This window comes from Pseudarthrobacter chlorophenolicus, from assembly GCF_000962805.1.
In the GTDB taxonomy this organism is placed as follows: Bacteria; Actinomycetota; Actinomycetes; order Actinomycetales; family Micrococcaceae; genus Arthrobacter; species Arthrobacter chlorophenolicus_A.
Window position 1 is genome coordinate 1 of record NZ_JZTW01000025.1, and the last position, 16,270, is coordinate 16,270.

The following is a 16,270-nucleotide window of genomic DNA, read 5'->3' on the forward strand; positions in this document are numbered from 1 at the left end:
ACTTCTACAACAACCACCGGCCCCACAGCAGCCTCGGAGGCAAACCACCCACCAGCAGGTGCAAACAACCTACTGACTGAGTACAACTAGGGGGGCGGGGAAGCCAACGCTCCTTTTCCCGTGCGCCAAAACCGTTGCAGCCTGCACACCGCGGTGGTTGCATGGTGGGCATGGCAACCGCAGAGAATTTTGTCTTAGCGATCGGGACCAAGAAAGGCCTGTGGCTGGCTACCAGCCAGGACAGGCGCGAATGGTCCTTCACCGGCCCCCACTTCCTGATGGCTGAGATTCCCAGCGTCGGGATCGACACCCGGGGCGGCCGCACCCGCATCATGGTGGGAGTCCGCAGCGAACACTGGGGACCCACCGTGGCCCACTCGGATGACCTGGGCGCAACCTGGTCCGAACCCGAACAAGGGGCCATCAGGTTCCCGGAGGACACGGGGGCCGCCGTAGAGCGGGTCTGGCAGATCTATCCGGACGCCGAGTCCCGGCCGGGGGTGGTCTGGGCCGGCGCCGAACCCATCTCGGTGTGGAAATCCACCGACGGCGGAGAGCACTTCGAACTGAACCGCGGCCTCTGGGACCATCCGCACCGCAGCGACTGGGGCGCCGGCTACGGCGGTGCGGCAGCACATTCCATCGTGGTCGATCCCGCCGGGGAAACCGTCCACATCGCCATGAGCACCGGCGGCGTTTACCGGTCGCTCGACGGCGGTGCCTCCTGGGAGCCCCGCAACAAGGGAATCTCGGCGTACTTCATGCCGGATCCCAACCCCGAGTTTGGCCAGTGCGTCCATAAGATCGCGGCTGATTCCGCCGTGGAGGGCCGCCTGTACGCCCAGAACCACCACGGCGTGTACCGCACGGACGACAACGCGGACACCTGGACGTCGATCGCTGACGGCCTGCCTGCGGACTTCGGGTTTGTCATGCTGACGCACCCCCGCCGGGAAGGAACTGCGTGGGTGGTTCCGCTGAAAGCCGACGGCGAACGCATCCCGCCGGACGGGGACCTTGCAGTCCACCGGACGGACGACGCGGGAAGCTCGTGGAAGCGGCTCAGCAACGGCCTGCCCGGCAAGGAGTACAACAGTGTGCTGCGGGACGCCGCGTCGGTGGACACCGCAGAGCCGGCCGGCGTTTACTTCGGGACCCGCGGCGGGACGGTATATGCCAGCGCCGACGAGGGGGAGACGTTCTCAGAGGTGATAGCGCACCTTCCCGACGTCCTGTGTGTCCGGGCGGCAGTGGTGGCCGGTGCCTGACATTACTGTGGTGCTCCCCAGTGTCCTCCAGCCCCTGGCCGGCGGGCAGTCCGTACTGACTGCGCCCGCCGACGGGCCGGTGACTGTTGGGCAGCTCCTCGATTCGGTCACCGCCGGGTTCGCTGTGCTGGCCCGGCGGCTCCGGGATGAAACAGGTGCGCTGCGCCGCTTCGTGAATGTCTATGTGGACGGTGACGAGGTGCGGCGCCTGCAGGGGCTGGATACCGAGGTGTCCCCGGGCCAGGAGGTGCTGGTGATCCAGTCGGTGGCGGGCGGCTGACGGGCCGCGGCAGCGGGCAGTCCTTACTGACTGCGCCCGTCGCCGCGCCACCGGTGTGCCGCCGTCGTGCGTGAAAACGCAGTCAGGCGAGGCGCCAGACCGTGCACTCGTCCGTATTGATGGCTTTGCGGAGGCCCGTGATCCGGTCCATGATCCAGACGACGCCGATTCCTGGCGCTGTTTCCTGGACGCTGCCGCGGCGGATCACCACGTCGTCGTAGGAGGGCCCCACGGACAGCCGGGCTTCGATTTCGTCGCCGCGGTGAAGCTGGTCCAGGGTGCGGACTCTGGTTACATGGGTGGTCGCTTTCTTCAACATCGGGGCCTCCTGGCTGGAGCTGGTGCCGGCTCTTGCCTGCATTCACCAGTGTGGGCCGCGAATGTTGCGTGCCCGTTTCCCCGCGGTTAGCTGCCGGTTAGTTCTTGGCGCCGGGCCTGTAAATGTCGGGGCCGCGCCTATGGTGGTGCCATGGAGATTCTGCAGGGGATCTGGGCCGTGGTGCTGGGAGCGGCATCGCTGGCACCCGTGGCTACGTTCGGCGTCGTGCTTGTTGCCTACCTGGCGTACCGGCAGCGGGACCGGGCGGACCGGCGTGACCAGTGGTGGACGCGGGCGCAATGGGCCATTGACGCAGCATTGGACGGAAGCGACCCGCAGCGCCGGCTTGCCGGCCTGAAGGTGCTGGTCCAGCTCATCGGCAGCGACTTGGCGACCTCCGAGGACGCAGATCTGATGAGCGCACTGGCCGTGGAGATTCGCGAGCAGGAGGGCAGCGGGAGGCGCGGTGCCGCCGTGCCGCCGCCGATCCACGGGCTGATCGTGGCTGAGGCGGAGCGGCTGGCCAGGGCCGCAGAGGCCAAGGGACGTCCCTAGTCCCCCAGCCCTTACGCCGCTTCGCGGTTGCGGTAGCTCGCCAGGAACGTCGAGATTCGGCGGACCGCTTCCTCGATGTCCAGGACGGACGGGAGGATCACAAACCGGAAATGGTCCGGCGTGGGCCAGTTGAAGGCCGTGCCGTGCGACACCAGGATCTTCTGGTCCTTGAGCAGGTCAATGACGAACTGTTCGTCGCTGGCGATCGGGTACAGCTCCGGGTCCAGGCGGGGGAACAGGTACATGGCCCCGGCCGCGGGAACACAGGTGATGCCCGGGATGGCGGTCAGGAGTTTGTAGGCGAGGTCGCGCTGTTCGCGGAGCCGCCCGCCCGGCCGCACCAGGGCTTCGATGCTCTGGTAGCCGCCCAGGCAGGTCTGGATGGCGTGCTGCGCGGGGACGTTGGGGCACAGGCGCAGGGATGCGAGCAGTTCCAAGCCTTCCCGGTAGGCGGCGGTCGCCGCGAGGGGTCCGGTGACGGCCACCCAGCCGGCCCGGTAGCCGGGCATCCGGTAGGCCTTGGACAGGCCACTGAACGTCAGGCAGCAGACGTCCTCGGCCACGGCGGCGGTGTGGATGTGCACAGCATCCCCGTAAAGGACTTTCTCGTAGATCTCGTCGGAGAACAGGACCAGATTGTGCTTTCGGGCCAGGTCGGCGAACTGCTCCAGGATGCGGCGCGGGTAGACGGCGCCCGTGGGGTTGTTCGGGTTGATGATCACGATGCCCTTGGTGCGGCTGGTGATCCTTGCCTCGACGTCGGCCATGTTGGGCCACCAGTTATCGGCCTCGTCGCAGAGGTAGTGGACCGGCGTGCCACCGGTCAGCGTCACGGCGGCGGTCCACAGCGGGTAGTCCGGCGCCGGCACCAGTATCTCGTCGCCGTTCTCCATGAACGCCTGCAGACACATGGAAATCAGCTCGCTGACGCCGTTGCCGATGAAGATGTCCTCCACGCCGATGTTCATCAGGCCGCGTGTTTGGTAATACTGCGAAATCGCTGTCCGGGCGGAGAAGATCCCCTTCGAATCGCTGTACCCCTGGGCGCCGCGCAGGTGGTGGATCATGTCCACCACCACGGACTCGGGAGTCTCCAGGCCGAACGGGGCGGTGTCACCCAGGTTCATCTTCAGGATCCGGTGGCCCTCGGCCTCCATGTTCTTGGCTGCCTGGAGGATGGGTCCGCGGAGTTCGTACCGGACGTTCTGGAGTTTGCTGGAGTGTTGCATGGCGCGCATGGTTGATTTTTTCACAAAGCACGACGACGGGTGGCCGGTTCCGGCGCGGGTCCCCGCCCGGGCCGGTGCGCCCGCAGGAGAAGTCCCAGGCCGCCGTCGAACGTGGTGGTGTGGAACCGCGGTCCGCGGGCCACTTCGGCGAAACCCCACGCGCTGTGCAGGGTGATTGACGCGGTGTTCCCGGTGTTGACCACGTACCAGGCATCCGGCGTCCGGGCCCAAATCCAGTGCAGGCGCGCCGAGGTGAGGGCGGCACCCACGCCCCGGCGGCGCTGGGAGGGTAGGACGGTTACGCCGCCCAGGTAGTGGCCGGCAGGTGCGGGGCCGTCCGGATAGGCCCAGTAGTGGGTCTTGCCCCAGCCCAGCACCTCGCCTCCGGATTCCGCGACCAGGACGAGCCGGGTCGGGTCGGCCAGCGCAGCTGCCAGGGCCTCCGCCGCCGAAGGATTCCGGCCGCTTTGCCGGTCTATGTGGAGGATTCCGGGCAAGTCCCCCTCTTCCGCCGGACGCACCGTAGCCATCGCTCATGTCTACCCTTCCGTGCCTGTCCGTGTCGAGGAGATGGGGTGGCGGATGCAGGACGGAAACTACTTGACCGATAAGTTGGGTACTTGTAATACCGCTGGAACTGCACGGGGCAGGAACGCGGACCGGAAAGGAAGTACCCCTATGGGCGGCGTGCTGGTGGGGCTGGCGGTGATCGGCGTCGTGATTGCTGTGGGATATGTGGCCGCGCGGTGCGGACTGGGCGATGAACACACGGTCTCCGCACTGACCAAAATTGCCTTCTTTATCACCAACCCGGTGCTTCTCTTCACCGTGGTGCTGGAATCCGACATCTCGGTGGTGTTCTCCGCGTACGTCCCGCTGGCCCTCATCACGGCCACCGTCACTGCCCTGCTCTACGTCACGGCCAGCCGGATCTGGTTCCGCCGTCCCATGGCGGACACCGCCGTGGGAGCCATGGCCAGCTCCTATGTCAACGCCAACAACATCGGCATTCCCATCACGCTCTACGCCCTGGGCGACGCCACTCCGGTGGCCCCGGTGCTGCTGGTCCAGCTGCTCCTGCTGGCGCCCCTGGTCCTGACGGTCCTGGACCTTTCGGCAGCGGGCAGGTTTTCGCCGCGGCTCATGCTCACGCAGCCGTTCCGGAACCCGATGATCATCGCCACCCTCCTCGGAGCCGTCCTGGCAGCCTTCCACGTCAAACTTCCCGAACCAGTCCTTGCACCGTTGACGCTTCTGGGCGGAGCAGCGGTTCCGGTGGTGTTGCTGGCCTTCGGAATGTCCCTGCGCGGCACGCGGATGCTCCGCAGCGGCGGGCACACGGCCGAAATCCTCACTGCCACCGCGCTAAAGTCCGCTGTCATGCCCGGGGTGGCTTACGTCGTCGGCCGTTTCCTCTTCAACCTGGAGACGCACATGCTCCTGGGCGTGGTGCTCATGGCGGCCCTGCCTCCCGCCCAGAACGTTTTCCTCTTCGCCAGCAGGTACGGCCGCGGCATTGCGGTGGCGCGGGAGACCATCCTCATTTCGACGGCGGCAGCTGCCCCCGTGCTGGTGCTGATCGTCTGGCTCCTGGCAGGCTGAGCTTGGCTCCATCCGGCAGGGCCGGGCCGCGCCGCACGTCCCGGGGGTACCGTCCGCAGCACCTGCCGGGCAAGAATGGGCACATGGAACTTCCCGTGATGCCGCCCGTGCCGCCCATGCTCGCCAAATCCGTCAGCGGCATCGACGGCATCCCCAAGGGCAGCGACCTCAGCTACGAACCCAAATGGGACGGCTTCCGGTCCATCATTTTCCGCGACGGCGATGACCTGGAGATCGGCAGCCGCAACGAGAAGCCGATGACCCGCTACTTCCCCGAACTGGTGGCCGCGTTGAAGGAAAACCTTCCGGAGCGCTGCGTGGTGGACGGCGAGATCATCCTGATCGGTGCCTCCGGTGACCGTCTCGATTTCGACACCCTCCAGCAGCGCATCCATCCCGCCGCCAGCCGGGTGAAACTCCTGTCCGAGCAGACCCCGGCCTCGTTCGTGGCCTTTGACCTGCTGGCCCTGGGTGATGACGACTACACCGGCAGGCCTTTCGCCGAACGCAGGGCGGCCCTGGAAAAGACGCTCGCCGCCAGCAAGGCCCCGGTCCACCTCACCGCCGCCACCACGGACAAGGACACGGCAGGCCAGTGGTTCGAGCAGTTTGAAGGTGCCGGGCTGGACGGCCTGGTGGCCAAGCGCCTCGACGGGACCTACGAGCCGGACAAGCGGACCATGTTCAAGATCAAGCACGAGCGGACCGCCGATTGCGTGGTGGCCGGCTACCGCCTGCACAAGAGCGGGCCGGACGTCATCGGGTCGCTGCTCCTGGGCCTGTACAAGGACGACGGCGGCCTGGCCAGCGTGGGCGTCATCGGTGCCTTCCCCATGAAGCGCCGGCAGGAGCTCTTCCAGGAGCTGCAGCCGCTGGTGACCGATTTCGACAACCACCCGTGGGCCTGGGCGAAGCAGGAGGACGGGGAACGGACGCCCCGCAACGCCGAGGGCAGCCGCTGGAGTGCCGGCAAGGACCTGTCCTTCGTGCCGCTCCGGCCTGAGCTGGTGGTGGAGGTCCGCTACGACCACATGGAGGGGGAGCGGTTCCGCCACACCGCCCAGTTCAACAGGTGGCGGCCGGACCGGGACCCGGAATCCTGCACCTACGCCCAGCTGGAGGAACCGGTGAACTTCGACCTCGCCTCCGTGCTGGACACCGGCAAGGCGTAACCCCGCAGAACCCGGGCCGGCAGCCGGGCACCTGGGCCCGGGCCGCCGTCGTGCGTTCCTTCCCGGTTACCGGCGCCCACGCGCTGCCGGCGGCATGAAAAAGCCCGCCACCTCCTGGCTTTTGCGGGAGGTGGCGGGCCTGTGCCCGGTCAGTAACCGGGAAGGAACGTACGCTCGGGACGGCTACTTGAGGCCGAGCTGCTTGGTGGGGATCTTGTAGGACTCCTTCGCCGTCAGCGCCGAGATGGCGGCGATGCCGGCGATGACGGCCGTGAAGATGCTGATCTGCACCCAGCCGCCGGGCTTGATGCCACCCATCGCGGCCACGATTGCCGGAGCGAAGCCTGCCATCAGGAAGCCCAACTGGGTGCCGATGGCCAGGCCGGAGAAGCGGACCTTGGTGCTGAACATTTCGGCGTAGAAGGACGGCCAGACGGCGTTGGCGGCGGCGTAACCGCAGGAGAACATGCCGATCGCGGCCAGGAACATCAGGGGTACGCTGCCGGATTCGAGGCTCAGCAGGAACAGCGGGGTGAGAACCGCGCTGGACAGGGCGCCGTAGATGTAGACGGGCTTGCGGCCGATCTTGTCCGCCAGCATGCCGAACAGCGGCTGGGTGCCCAGGGCCACCAGGTTGGCGCCCACCACGAGCCACAGCGTGGTGGTGCCGTCCACGCCGGCAACGGTCTTGGCGTAGCTGATGGCCAGGGTGCCGAACACGGTGGACACGGCGGCGATGAACGCGCAGCAGATCACGCGGAGGACGTCGCGCCAGTGGCCCTTGAGCAGGTCCGCAACGGGGAGCTTGGAGATCTGGGCGGACTTCTGGGCTTCCTCGAAGGCGGGCGGTTCGTGCAGGGTGCGGCGGATGAAGAACGCCACAATGACCACTACGGCGCTGAGCCAGAACGGGATGCGCCAGCCGATGCCGAACTTGATCTCATCCGGGAGGGCGAGCACGGGGATGAACACCAGGGCCGCCAGGATCTGGCCGCCCTGCGTGCCCGTCAGGGTCCAGGAGGTAAAGAACGATCGGCGGTTGTCCGGGGCGTGCTCGAGGGTCATGGAGGAGGCGCCGGCCTGCTCGCCCGCTGCGGAGAGGCCCTGGCAGAGGCGGGCCAGCACCAGCAGTGCGGGAGCCCACCAGCCCACGGTGTTGAAGTCAGGCAGGCAGCCGATGAGGAAGGTGGAGGCGCCCATCAGGATGAGCGTAAACATGAGGACCTTCCGCCGGCCCACCCGGTCGCCGAAGTGGCCCAAGATGACGGCGCCCACGGGACGTGCCACGTACGCGAAGCCGAAGGTGGCGAAGGACATGATGGCGGCGTTCGCGTCCGCGCTGGGGAAGAAGACCGTGGGGAAGATCAGTGCAGCAGCCGAACCGAAGATGAAGAAGTCGTAGTATTCGACCGCGCTGCCCAGGAAGCTGGCGAGTGCCGCTTTCTTGGGGGTTCCGGCATGCGTGGCGGTCCCCGCTCCGGCGGAAGGAAGTGTCTGGCTCATGGAGTTCCTTTGTGTGACGACATTGTCGCGGATGATTCAGGAGTCGCAGCCGCCGCGGCCTGGGTGCGGGCGGGGCGCGATGCGGCCGGAGTCCTCTCAAGACCCGAGCGAGTAGCCACATGGTGAGAGCTACTTGTGCGATACAGCAATGATGGCTGTGAGGGCTGTCACTTGTCAAGAAAATAATCACCATCTAGAAATAGCTCTCACATTGTGGCAACATCGAAGCATGAGTGTGAATCAAGCCACAATGGCCGATGACGTCCAGGATGATCCGGCGGGCGAGGGGGACCTTTCTGGAGGCCCTGAAGTGCAGGGTGATTCCGCGGAGGCGGGCAAGGGTGCGGGCCGGAAGGGCGCCGAGCGGACCGACATGGTGGGCAAGGCCCTTGGCCTGCTGGTGCTGCTGGGGGATGAGCCCCGCGGGGCCAGTGCCGCCGAGATCTCCCGCAGGGCGGAGCTGCCCTTCAGTACCACCTACCGGCTCCTCGGCTCCCTGGCGCGGGACGGCTTCGTGGACTACGAGCCGGATGGCCGGCGGTACCACCTGGGCTTGCGGATCTTCCAGCTGGGCCAGCGAGTTTCCAACCACCACGGTTTCGCTGGAGCCGCCCTGCCGGTCCTTCGCCGGGTCACGGAGCAGACCGGCGAGGCCACTATCCTCAGCGTCCGGGACGGACACCACCATCTGACGGTCAACAAAGTGGATGGCCCGCAGATGTTCAGGGTGACCAGCGATCCAGGCCACCTGGGCTCACTGTCCGCCACCGCCGTCGGAAAAGCCCTGGTGGCTTTCGCTGAGGACGCCGAGCGCGAAAAGCTCCTCGCCGAGCTGCCGCTTGAGCGACTGACGGAAAAGTCCATCACGGACCGTGAGGCCTTCCGGCGGGAGATTGACCAGGTGCGCCGCCAGGGCTACGCCGTGATGGATGAGGAAAACGAGATTGGCATGCGCGCCGTCGCGGTGCCGCTGCTTAACAGCCAGGGGCACGCCTTTGCGTCGCTGGCGACGGCGGCGCCGGTCTTCCGGATGACCCTGGATGAGCTGAAGGCGCGCGTCGCGCTCCTGCAGGATGCCGCGGCCGAGCTGGCCGCGCGGCTTCCGCAGCGGTAAAACCACCTTCGCCATTCCGCGTTTGTTCGCTAGACGAACACTAGTGCGCAGAATGAACAATTGCTGTACTGTAATCCCTGTCACCGGCATGCCGCCCCGCGGCCCGGTGCCGTTACCAAAGGAGCTGCACGGATGAGCCAACGAACTGAGTCCTACCTGGTGGGACTGGTCGGAGATGGCGTGACGCCATCGCTCACCCCGCCCATGCATGAACGCGAAGGGGACGTGCAGGGCCTGCGTTACCTGTACCGCCCCATCGACCTCCTCGAACTTGGCCTGGCGGGTGATTCCGTGGGTGAGGTCCTCCGGAGCGCCCGCATGCTGGGCTTCAATGGCCTGAACATCACGCATCCCTGCAAGCAGCTGGTCCTGCAGCACTTGGATGAGGTGAGCCCTGACGCCCGCCGGCTCGGCGCCGTCAACACCGTGGTTATCCGCGACGGCCGCTTCATCGGCCACAACACCGACTTCTCCGGTTTCGCCGCGGCCCTGGCCGCAGGCCTCCCCGGCGCCCGGCTGGACCGCGTGGTGCAGCTCGGCGCGGGAGGTGCCGGGTCCGCCGTCGCCTACGCCCTGCTCAGCGCGGGAGTGACAACCCTCGACCTGGTGGACATGGATGCCGAACGCGCCGCCGCCCGCGCTGAAGAGCTGTCCGGCTTCTTCCCGGACAGCACCGTGACGGCGCGTTCGACGGCGGAGCTGCCGCAGCTGATGCCGCTGGCCGACGGCCTGGTGCACTGCACCCCGGTGGGCATGGCCGCGCACCCCGGCGTTCCGCTGGACCTGGAGCTGCTCGAGCCCCGGCACTGGGTGGCGGACATTGTCTACCGGCCCATCGACACCGAACTGGTCCGCGGCGCCCGCGCCAAGGGCTGCGAGGTCCTGGACGGCGGCCGCATGGCAGTGGGCCAGGCCGCCGACGCCTTCCGCATCTTCACCGGCCTCGACGCCGACCCGGAACGGATGCGCTCGCACTTCCTGGAGCTCGTGGCCGCCGAAGAGGTGGCCGCCTGATGCGTACCGGTATCGCCACCGTCTGCCTTTCCGGCACCTTGAAGGAAAAGATGCAGGCCTGCGCCATTGCGGGCTTCGACGGCATCGAGATCTTCGAACAGGACCTGGTCACCTCGCCGCTCAGCCCCGAAAACGTACGGACAATGGCCGCAGACCTGGGCCTGGGCCTGGATCTCTATCAGCCGTTCCGCGATTTCGACGGCGTCACCCCGGACCTGCTCAAGGCCAACCTTCGCCGCGCCGAGGCCAAGTTCAAGCTCATGTCCCGCCTGGGCATGGACACCATCCTGGTCTGCTCCAACGTTGCCACAGCCACCATCGACGACGACGCCGTCCGCGCCGAACAGCTCGCACAGCTTGCCGGCCTGGCCGGCGACCACGGCGTCAAGGTGGCCTATGAGGCGCTGGCCTGGGGCAAGTACGTCAACGACTACGAACACGCCTACCGCCTGGTGGAGATGGTGGACCACCCCAACCTGGGCACCTGCCTGGATTCCTTCCACATCCTGTCCCGCGACTGGGACACAGCGCCCATCGAGCAGATCAACCCGGAGAAGATCTTCTTCGTCCAAGTGGCCGATGCCCCCAAACTGTCCATGGACGTCCTGTCCTGGAGCCGCCATTACCGGGTGTTCCCGGGCGAAGGGCAGTTCGCGCTCGCCAAGTTCATGGGCCACGTGGTCCGCGCCGGCTACACCGGCCCGGTCTCGCTGGAGGTCTTCAACGACGTCTTCCGGCAGTCCGATGTGGAGCGCACGGCCGTTGATGCCATGCGCTCGCTTATCTGGCTGGAGGAACAGAGCGCCAAGTGGCTCGCGGACAACGCCGGAAACGCTCCGGAAGGTGCCCCGGCGGCCGGTGGTGCGCACCGCCGTCGTTATCCCATGGAACTGGCCACCCTGCCCAAGGTCAACGAGCCCGCGGGCTTCAACTTCGCCGAGGTCAAGGCGGACGATACCGCCCAGCTGGAGAAGCTCCTGGGCCAGCTCGGCTTCGGCTTCGAAGGCCGCCACCGGACCAAGGACGTCCAGCTGTGGACCATGGGCCAGGCCCGGGTGATCATCAACGAACAGGCCGCGCAGCACGCGGAGCCGTGCATCGCCGCCCTGGGGTTCGACGTCGATTCCCCCGTGATTGCCTCCGCCCGGGCCCAGCAGCTCAAGGCCCCTGTGGTGGCCCGCAAGGTCCAGGCCGACGAAGAGGTCTTCCAGGGCATTTCCGCGCCGGACTCCACGGAAATCTTCCTCTGCCAGGGCAGCCCGGACGGAACCGCCGCGTGGACACACGAATTCGGGGAGGGCCTGGAGCACGCCCGTTCCGCGCACAATGCGGTGATCGACCACGTGAACCTGGCCCAGCCGTGGCAGCACTTCGACGAGGCCGTGCTCTTCTACACCAGCGCCCTCGCGCTGGAACCGCAGCCGTTCGCCGAGGTTCCCAGCCCCAGCGGACTGGTCCGTTCGCAGGTGATGGAAACCGCCGACGGCGCGGTCCGGCTGGTCCTGAACCTCGCCCCCGTGCAGCAGGGCCACGCCCCGAAGACCTACCAGGAGCACATCGCCTTCGCCGTGGACGACCTCGTGGCGACCGCGCGCGCCGCCCGGGATCGCGGCCTGGACTTCCTCCAGATCCCCGCCAACTACTACGAGGACCTGGACGCCCGGTTCGACCTCGCCCCGGACTTCCTGGCTACGCTCCGGGAGCTGAACCTCCTGTACGACCGGGACGCTGACGGCGAGTTCCTGCACTTCTATACGGCAACCGTGGGCAGCGTCTTCTTCGAAATGGTGGAACGCCGCGGAAGCTACAACGGCTACGGCGCCCCCAACGCCCCGGTGCGCCACGCCGTCCAGTACGACTCGCTGCACCGCTGACAGACCCAACGCACCAGAGAACATACCCAGAAAGGAGCCGGACGTGCCGGAAGAGACCAACGCCCAGCTTGAATCGGACGAGTCCGTACCGCCTGCCGAGCCCAAGGCGGCGCACCTGCCGCTGGACAAGGCCATCGAAACCCAGGCTGACCTCAGCGCCGAGATCAGCTCCATCGGCGAGGCCTACCGGCGCGCACTCAAGGACGGTGCCCAGCCGGAAACCCAGCCCCGCCTGGACTACCCGCCGTACCGCAGCAGCATCCTGCGCCACCCCACCAAGAGCCTGCACCACACGGACCCGGAAACCATCGAGCTGTACTCCCCGGCGTTCGGGCACCAGGACGTGCACGCGCTGGAATCGGACCTGACCATCCAGCACAACGGCGAACCCCAGGGCGAACGGATCATCGTGGCCGGGCGCGTCCTGGACGGCGACGGCCGCCCGGTGGCCGGGCAACTCGTGGAAATCTGGCAGGCGAACGCTTCCGGCCGCTACATCCACAAGCGCGACCAGCACCCGGCACCCATCGACCCCAATTTCACGGGAATCGGCCGCTGCATCACTGGCCCGGACGGCTCCTACCGCTTCACCACCATCAAGCCCGGCGCCTACCCGTGGAAGAACCACCTGAACGCCTGGCGTCCGGCCCACATCCACTTCTCGCTGTTCGGAACCGAGTTCACCCAGCGCATCATCACGCAGATGTATTTCCCCGGCGACCAGCTCTTCCCGCTGGACCCGATTTACCAGACCATCGTGGACCAGGACGCCCGTGACCGGCTGGTGGCCAGCTACGACCACAGCCTCACCGAGCCCGAATGGGCCCTTGGCTACAACTGGGACATCGTCCTGACCGGGGCCAAGCGGACCTGGACTGAAAACGAAGCATACGGCGACGCCGGCGACGACGACAACGAATAGGCAGAGGACTACGCACATGAGCAACTCCACCAAACTCGTTCCCACCCCCGGCCAGACGGTGGGCCCGTTCTACGGCTACGCGCTCCCCTTCGAGAAGGACAACGAGCTGCTGGCCCCCGGTTCACCCGGATCCATCCGCCTGCAGGGCACCGTCTACGACGGCGCCGGCCAGGCCATCCCGGACGCCATCCTGGAAATCTGGCAGCCTGACGCCGACGGCAACGTGGTCCAGCGCACCGGCTCGCTGGTCCGCGACGGCTACACGTTCACCGGCTGGGGCCGCGGCGCCGTGGGCAACTCCGGCGTCTACACCTTCACCACAGTGAATCCCGGCCCCACCAAGCCCGTTCCTGGAAAAGCAGCGGCCGCACCTTTCATCTCCGTGGCAATCTTCGCCCGCGGTCTGACCAACCGGCTGTTCACCCGCATCTACCTCCCCGACAACGAAGAGGCTCTGGCCAATGACCCGTTGCTGTCCTCGTTAGATCCCGAGCGGCGCAAAACGCTGATCGCCCGCCGCGACGCCGACGGCGGCCTCACTTTCGACATCCGCCTCCAGGGTGAGGGCGAGACAGTCTTCCTGGACTTCCAGTGACCCACGCCGCCGCTATGGGAGATTTGCGCGCCTTCGCCGAAGAGGCCGACGCCGGCCTGCTCACCCCTGTCTCGGCGTCGCCGCTGGTGGCGGCGCTGACGGGGGACCGGGCCGTGCTGGCGGCCATCCTCGCCGTCGAATCGGGCTGGGCCGCCGTGCTGGAACACGCAGGCCTGGCACCTGCCGGGTCCGCCGCCGTCGTGGCCTCCGCTGCTGAGGCCGGCCGCTACGACGTGGCGGACATCGCCAGGCGCGCCCAGGGCGGCGGGAACCCGGTTATCCCGCTGCTGGCGGACCTCCGCAAGACTGTGGCAGGGCTGGACACCGCGGGTACTGGCGCCGGAAAAGCCATCCACACCTCGTTGACCAGCCAGGACGTGCTGGATACGGCCCTGATGCTGCTGGCCAGGAACACTGTCCACGCGGTGCTGGCGGACCTGAAGGCCACCACGACCGCGCTCGCCGCCTTGGCCGGACAACATGCGGACACGCTGTGCGTGGGAAGGAGCCTGACGCAGCATTCGCTTCCCTTTACGTTCGGGCTGCGGGCTGCGCAGTGGTTCCAGGGCCTGGCTGCCGCGGGCCGGCAGTTGGAGGCCCTGGAGTTCCCGGTCCAGTTCGGCGGTGCGGCGGGAACCCTTGCTGCCGGAACCGTGCTGACGGAAGGCACCCCTGCCACGCCGTTCACCCTCGCCGATGCCCTGGCAGTCCAGCTGGGCCTGGCCCCGGCCGCGGCTCCGTGGCACACCAACCGCCTGGCGGTCACCTCGCTGGGCCACGCCCTGGCGTCGGTCCTGGACGCCTGCGGCAAGGTCGCAGCCGACGTCCTGTTCCTCAGCCGCCCCGAGGTGGCCGAGCTCGCCGAGCCGCGTGCCGCTGGCCGGGGAGTGTCCTCCGCCATGCCGCAGAAGCAGAACCCCGTGCTGTCCGTCCTGGTCCGCAGCGCCGCGCTGCAGGCACCACAGCTCGCCGCCCAGCTGCACCTTGCTGCGGCCAACTTCAACGATGAGCGGCCCGACGGCGCCTGGCACACCGAATGGCCTGCACTCCGCCAGCTGCTGGCCCTGGCCCTCGGCGCCGCGGGCCACATCCGCGAACTCGCCGAAGGTCTGCAGGTGTTCCCTGACGCCATGCGCAGGAACCTTGACCTGTCCGGCCCGCTGCTGCTGGCTGAGGGCGTCAGCGCCGCCGTGGCTCCGCTGCTCACTGAGCAGGGCGGTCGCAACGGTAAGCAGCAACTGCAACAGGTGGTGGACCGGACCCTCCAGGCGCCCCCGGCCGAGCAGGCCGCCACCTACCGCAAGCTGCTCCGTGAAGCCGTCCCGGCCGCCGTCGTTCCCGATGCCCGGCTGGAGGAACTCCTGGACCCCGCCAGCTACTTGGGCCAGGCGGTAGAAATTTTCGGCCGCATCCTGGCGGCTTTCCCCGAATTTGTTACCCCTACCGACGCGAATGGAGCTTCCCGTGGCTAACCCGGCACTGAAGGCAGCGCTGCTGTCCCCCCAACGAGCTCTGGGCGAGCACCCCCTCCTGCTGGTGGGCCCTTCCTTGGGCACCTCCTCCATCCTGTGGAACAGGGCCGCGTCCCTGCTCGGCGGTGACTATGACGTGGTGGCCTGGGACCTGCCCGGCCACGGTGTCTCACCCGCGGCCACCGAAGCGTTCAACGTCGCTGCCCTCGCGGACGCCGTGGTGGACCTGGCGGACTCCATTGCCCCCGGCGGGAACTTCCACTACGCGGGCGTCTCCCTCGGCGGCGCGGTGGGCCTGCAGTTGGGCATCAAGCACGGTGCACGGCTGAAAAGCCTGTCCGTGCAGAACAGCGGTGCCAAGATCGGGACGCCCGAAGGCTGGCTGGAACGTGCCGAAACCGTCCGGACGCAGGGCACCCCGGTGATGATCCAGGGTTCCGCCGAGCGTTGGTTCGCCCCCGGCTTCATGGACAGCCAGCCGGAATTGAGCAGCCGCCTCCTGCACGCCCTGCGCGACGCCGACCGTTTCAGCTACGCGTTCTGCTGCGAAGCGCTCGCGGCGTTCGACGTCCGGGCGGAACTCGGCAGCATCCGCGTCCCCACGCAGGTGATCGCCGGCGCGGTTGACGGCGTCGCCACGCCTGCCATGGCCGAGGAAGTCGCCACGGGAATCACGGGCGGTGGCGGCACCGCCACCGCCGTCACCCTCGAAGGCGTCGCGCACCTGGCGCCCGCCGAAGCCCCGGCCCACGTGGCGGAGCTGATGCGCGGGCTGATCAGCTGGGCCGAAGCACGGGTGGCAGCCAAGTGAGCGGCCTCGATCCGAGGCGCAACGGCGTGGTCCAGCCAGGCGCCACCAGCCAGGACATTTACGACGGCGGCATGGCCGTCCGGCGCGAAGTCCTCAGCGACGAACACGTGGACCGGGCCAACGCCAACAAGGACGAATTCACCGACGATTTCCAGGACATGATCACCCGCATCGCCTGGGGTGGGATCTGGACCAGGCCCGGCCTGACCCGGCAGATGCGCTCCGCCGTCACCATCACCGCCATGGTGGCCCACGGCCACTGGGAGGAGCTCGCCATGCACATCCGGGCGGCCCTCCGGAACGGACTCAGCCGCGACGAGATCAAGGAAATCCTGCTGCAGACCGCCATCTATTGCGGTGTCCCCTCCGCCAACACGGCCTTCAAGACCGCGCAGCAGGTGTTCCGCGACCTGGACAATGCAGCAACAGACAGCACCACCGCCCCACCCCCACCCAACTAGGTAGCAGCAGATGTCGTTATGAGGCCCCAAAACGACATCAATTGCTACCCAGTTGGGGCAGCACAGACAAAGATGCAGA

The 16,270-nt window shown here is 67.4% G+C and carries 17 protein-coding genes; 13 read left to right on the forward strand and 4 right to left on the reverse strand.

Annotated features, from left to right (window positions below):
* The first annotated feature begins 161 nt into the window (after window positions 1–161).
* Together UC32_RS18480 and UC32_RS18485 are read left to right on the forward strand one after the other, a co-directional pair.
* On the forward strand, window positions 162–1,268 hold the full coding sequence (locus UC32_RS18480; protein ID WP_045732633.1) for a WD40/YVTN/BNR-like repeat-containing protein: 1,107 nt from the start codon (window positions 162–164) through the stop codon (window positions 1,266–1,268).
* On the forward strand, window positions 1,261–1,548 hold the full coding sequence (locus UC32_RS18485) for a MoaD/ThiS family protein (RefSeq protein WP_015939011.1): 288 nt from the start codon (window positions 1,261–1,263) through the stop codon (window positions 1,546–1,548). The genes UC32_RS18480 and UC32_RS18485 overlap by 8 nt, the downstream gene beginning before the upstream one ends.
* An 82-nt stretch (window positions 1,549–1,630) precedes the next feature.
* Here UC32_RS18485 and UC32_RS18490 read toward each other — a convergent pair whose 3' ends face one another.
* The gene (locus UC32_RS18490; protein WP_045732634.1) at window positions 1,631–1,867 is read right to left on the reverse strand and encodes a hypothetical protein; all 237 of its coding nucleotides are present in this window, start codon (window positions 1,865–1,867) and stop codon (window positions 1,631–1,633) included.
* 150 nt (window positions 1,868–2,017) lie between these two features.
* On the opposite strand from UC32_RS18490, the gene UC32_RS20125 reads away from it, so the two are divergent.
* Window positions 2,018–2,422 carry a hypothetical protein gene (locus tag UC32_RS20125; protein ID WP_052690613.1) on the forward strand — a complete coding sequence of 135 codons (405 nt, stop codon included), beginning with the start codon at window positions 2,018–2,020 and terminating at the stop codon, window positions 2,420–2,422.
* Between the two features lie 11 nt (window positions 2,423–2,433).
* Here UC32_RS20125 and UC32_RS18500 read toward each other — a convergent pair whose 3' ends face one another.
* Complete coding sequence (locus UC32_RS18500) at window positions 2,434–3,660, reverse strand: pyridoxal phosphate-dependent aminotransferase (protein ID WP_045732635.1); 1,227 nt, start codon at window positions 3,658–3,660, stop codon at window positions 2,434–2,436.
* An 11-nt stretch (window positions 3,661–3,671) separates the two neighbouring features.
* Complete coding sequence (locus UC32_RS18505) at window positions 3,672–4,181, reverse strand: GNAT family N-acetyltransferase (RefSeq protein ID WP_045732636.1); 510 nt, start codon at window positions 4,179–4,181, stop codon at window positions 3,672–3,674.
* 148 nt (window positions 4,182–4,329) lie between these two features.
* Between UC32_RS18505 and UC32_RS18510 the strand changes: the two genes are divergently transcribed.
* Window positions 4,330–5,253, forward strand: coding sequence for an AEC family transporter (locus tag UC32_RS18510; protein WP_045732637.1), 924 nt, complete (start codon window positions 4,330–4,332; stop codon window positions 5,251–5,253).
* Window positions 5,254–5,336: 83 nt separating this feature from the next.
* Window positions 5,337–6,425 carry an ATP-dependent DNA ligase gene (locus tag UC32_RS18515; RefSeq protein ID WP_045732638.1) on the forward strand — a complete coding sequence of 363 codons (1,089 nt, stop codon included), beginning with the start codon at window positions 5,337–5,339 and terminating at the stop codon, window positions 6,423–6,425.
* Between the two features lie 183 nt (window positions 6,426–6,608).
* Here UC32_RS18515 and UC32_RS18520 read toward each other — a convergent pair whose 3' ends face one another.
* Window positions 6,609–7,928 (reverse strand): MFS transporter, encoded by a 1,320-nt coding sequence (locus UC32_RS18520; RefSeq protein WP_045732639.1) that lies wholly within the window; start codon window positions 7,926–7,928, stop codon window positions 6,609–6,611.
* Between the two features lie 229 nt (window positions 7,929–8,157).
* Between UC32_RS18520 and UC32_RS18525 the strand changes: the two genes are divergently transcribed.
* From UC32_RS18525 to pcaC, 8 genes are all read left to right on the forward strand, one after another.
* Entirely contained in the window at window positions 8,158–9,042 is an 885-nt protein-coding gene (locus UC32_RS18525) for an IclR family transcriptional regulator (RefSeq protein ID WP_235423706.1), read from the forward strand.
* A gap of 132 nt (window positions 9,043–9,174) precedes the next feature.
* Window positions 9,175–10,056: a shikimate dehydrogenase gene (locus UC32_RS18530; RefSeq protein ID WP_045732640.1), complete on the forward strand. Its 882-nt coding sequence runs from the start codon at window positions 9,175–9,177 to the stop codon at window positions 10,054–10,056.
* On the forward strand, window positions 10,056–11,930 hold the full coding sequence (locus tag UC32_RS18535) for a bifunctional sugar phosphate isomerase/epimerase/4-hydroxyphenylpyruvate dioxygenase family protein (protein ID WP_045732641.1): 1,875 nt from the start codon (window positions 10,056–10,058) through the stop codon (window positions 11,928–11,930). The genes UC32_RS18530 and UC32_RS18535 overlap by 1 nt, the downstream gene beginning before the upstream one ends.
* Window positions 11,931–11,973: 43 nt before the next feature.
* The gene (gene pcaH / locus UC32_RS18540; protein ID WP_045732642.1) at window positions 11,974–12,852 is read left to right on the forward strand and encodes a protocatechuate 3,4-dioxygenase subunit beta; all 879 of its coding nucleotides are present in this window, start codon (window positions 11,974–11,976) and stop codon (window positions 12,850–12,852) included.
* Between the two features lie 16 nt (window positions 12,853–12,868).
* Window positions 12,869–13,447, forward strand: a complete 579-nt coding sequence (pcaG, locus tag UC32_RS18545) for a protocatechuate 3,4-dioxygenase subunit alpha (RefSeq protein WP_045732643.1) — start codon at window positions 12,869–12,871, stop codon at window positions 13,445–13,447.
* Window positions 13,448–13,461: 14 nt separating this feature from the next.
* Entirely contained in the window at window positions 13,462–14,919 is a 1,458-nt protein-coding gene (locus UC32_RS18550) for a lyase family protein (RefSeq protein WP_045732644.1), read from the forward strand.
* Window positions 14,912–15,730: an alpha/beta fold hydrolase gene (locus tag UC32_RS18555; protein WP_045732645.1), complete on the forward strand. Its 819-nt coding sequence runs from the start codon at window positions 14,912–14,914 to the stop codon at window positions 15,728–15,730. Before UC32_RS18550 ends, UC32_RS18555 begins: the two co-directional genes overlap by 8 nt.
* A complete protein-coding gene (gene pcaC, locus UC32_RS18560; RefSeq protein WP_082072214.1) occupies window positions 15,727–16,191 on the forward strand; it encodes a 4-carboxymuconolactone decarboxylase in 465 nt (154 codons plus the stop codon). The genes UC32_RS18555 and pcaC overlap by 4 nt, the downstream gene beginning before the upstream one ends.
* Window positions 16,192–16,270 lie beyond the last annotated feature (79 nt).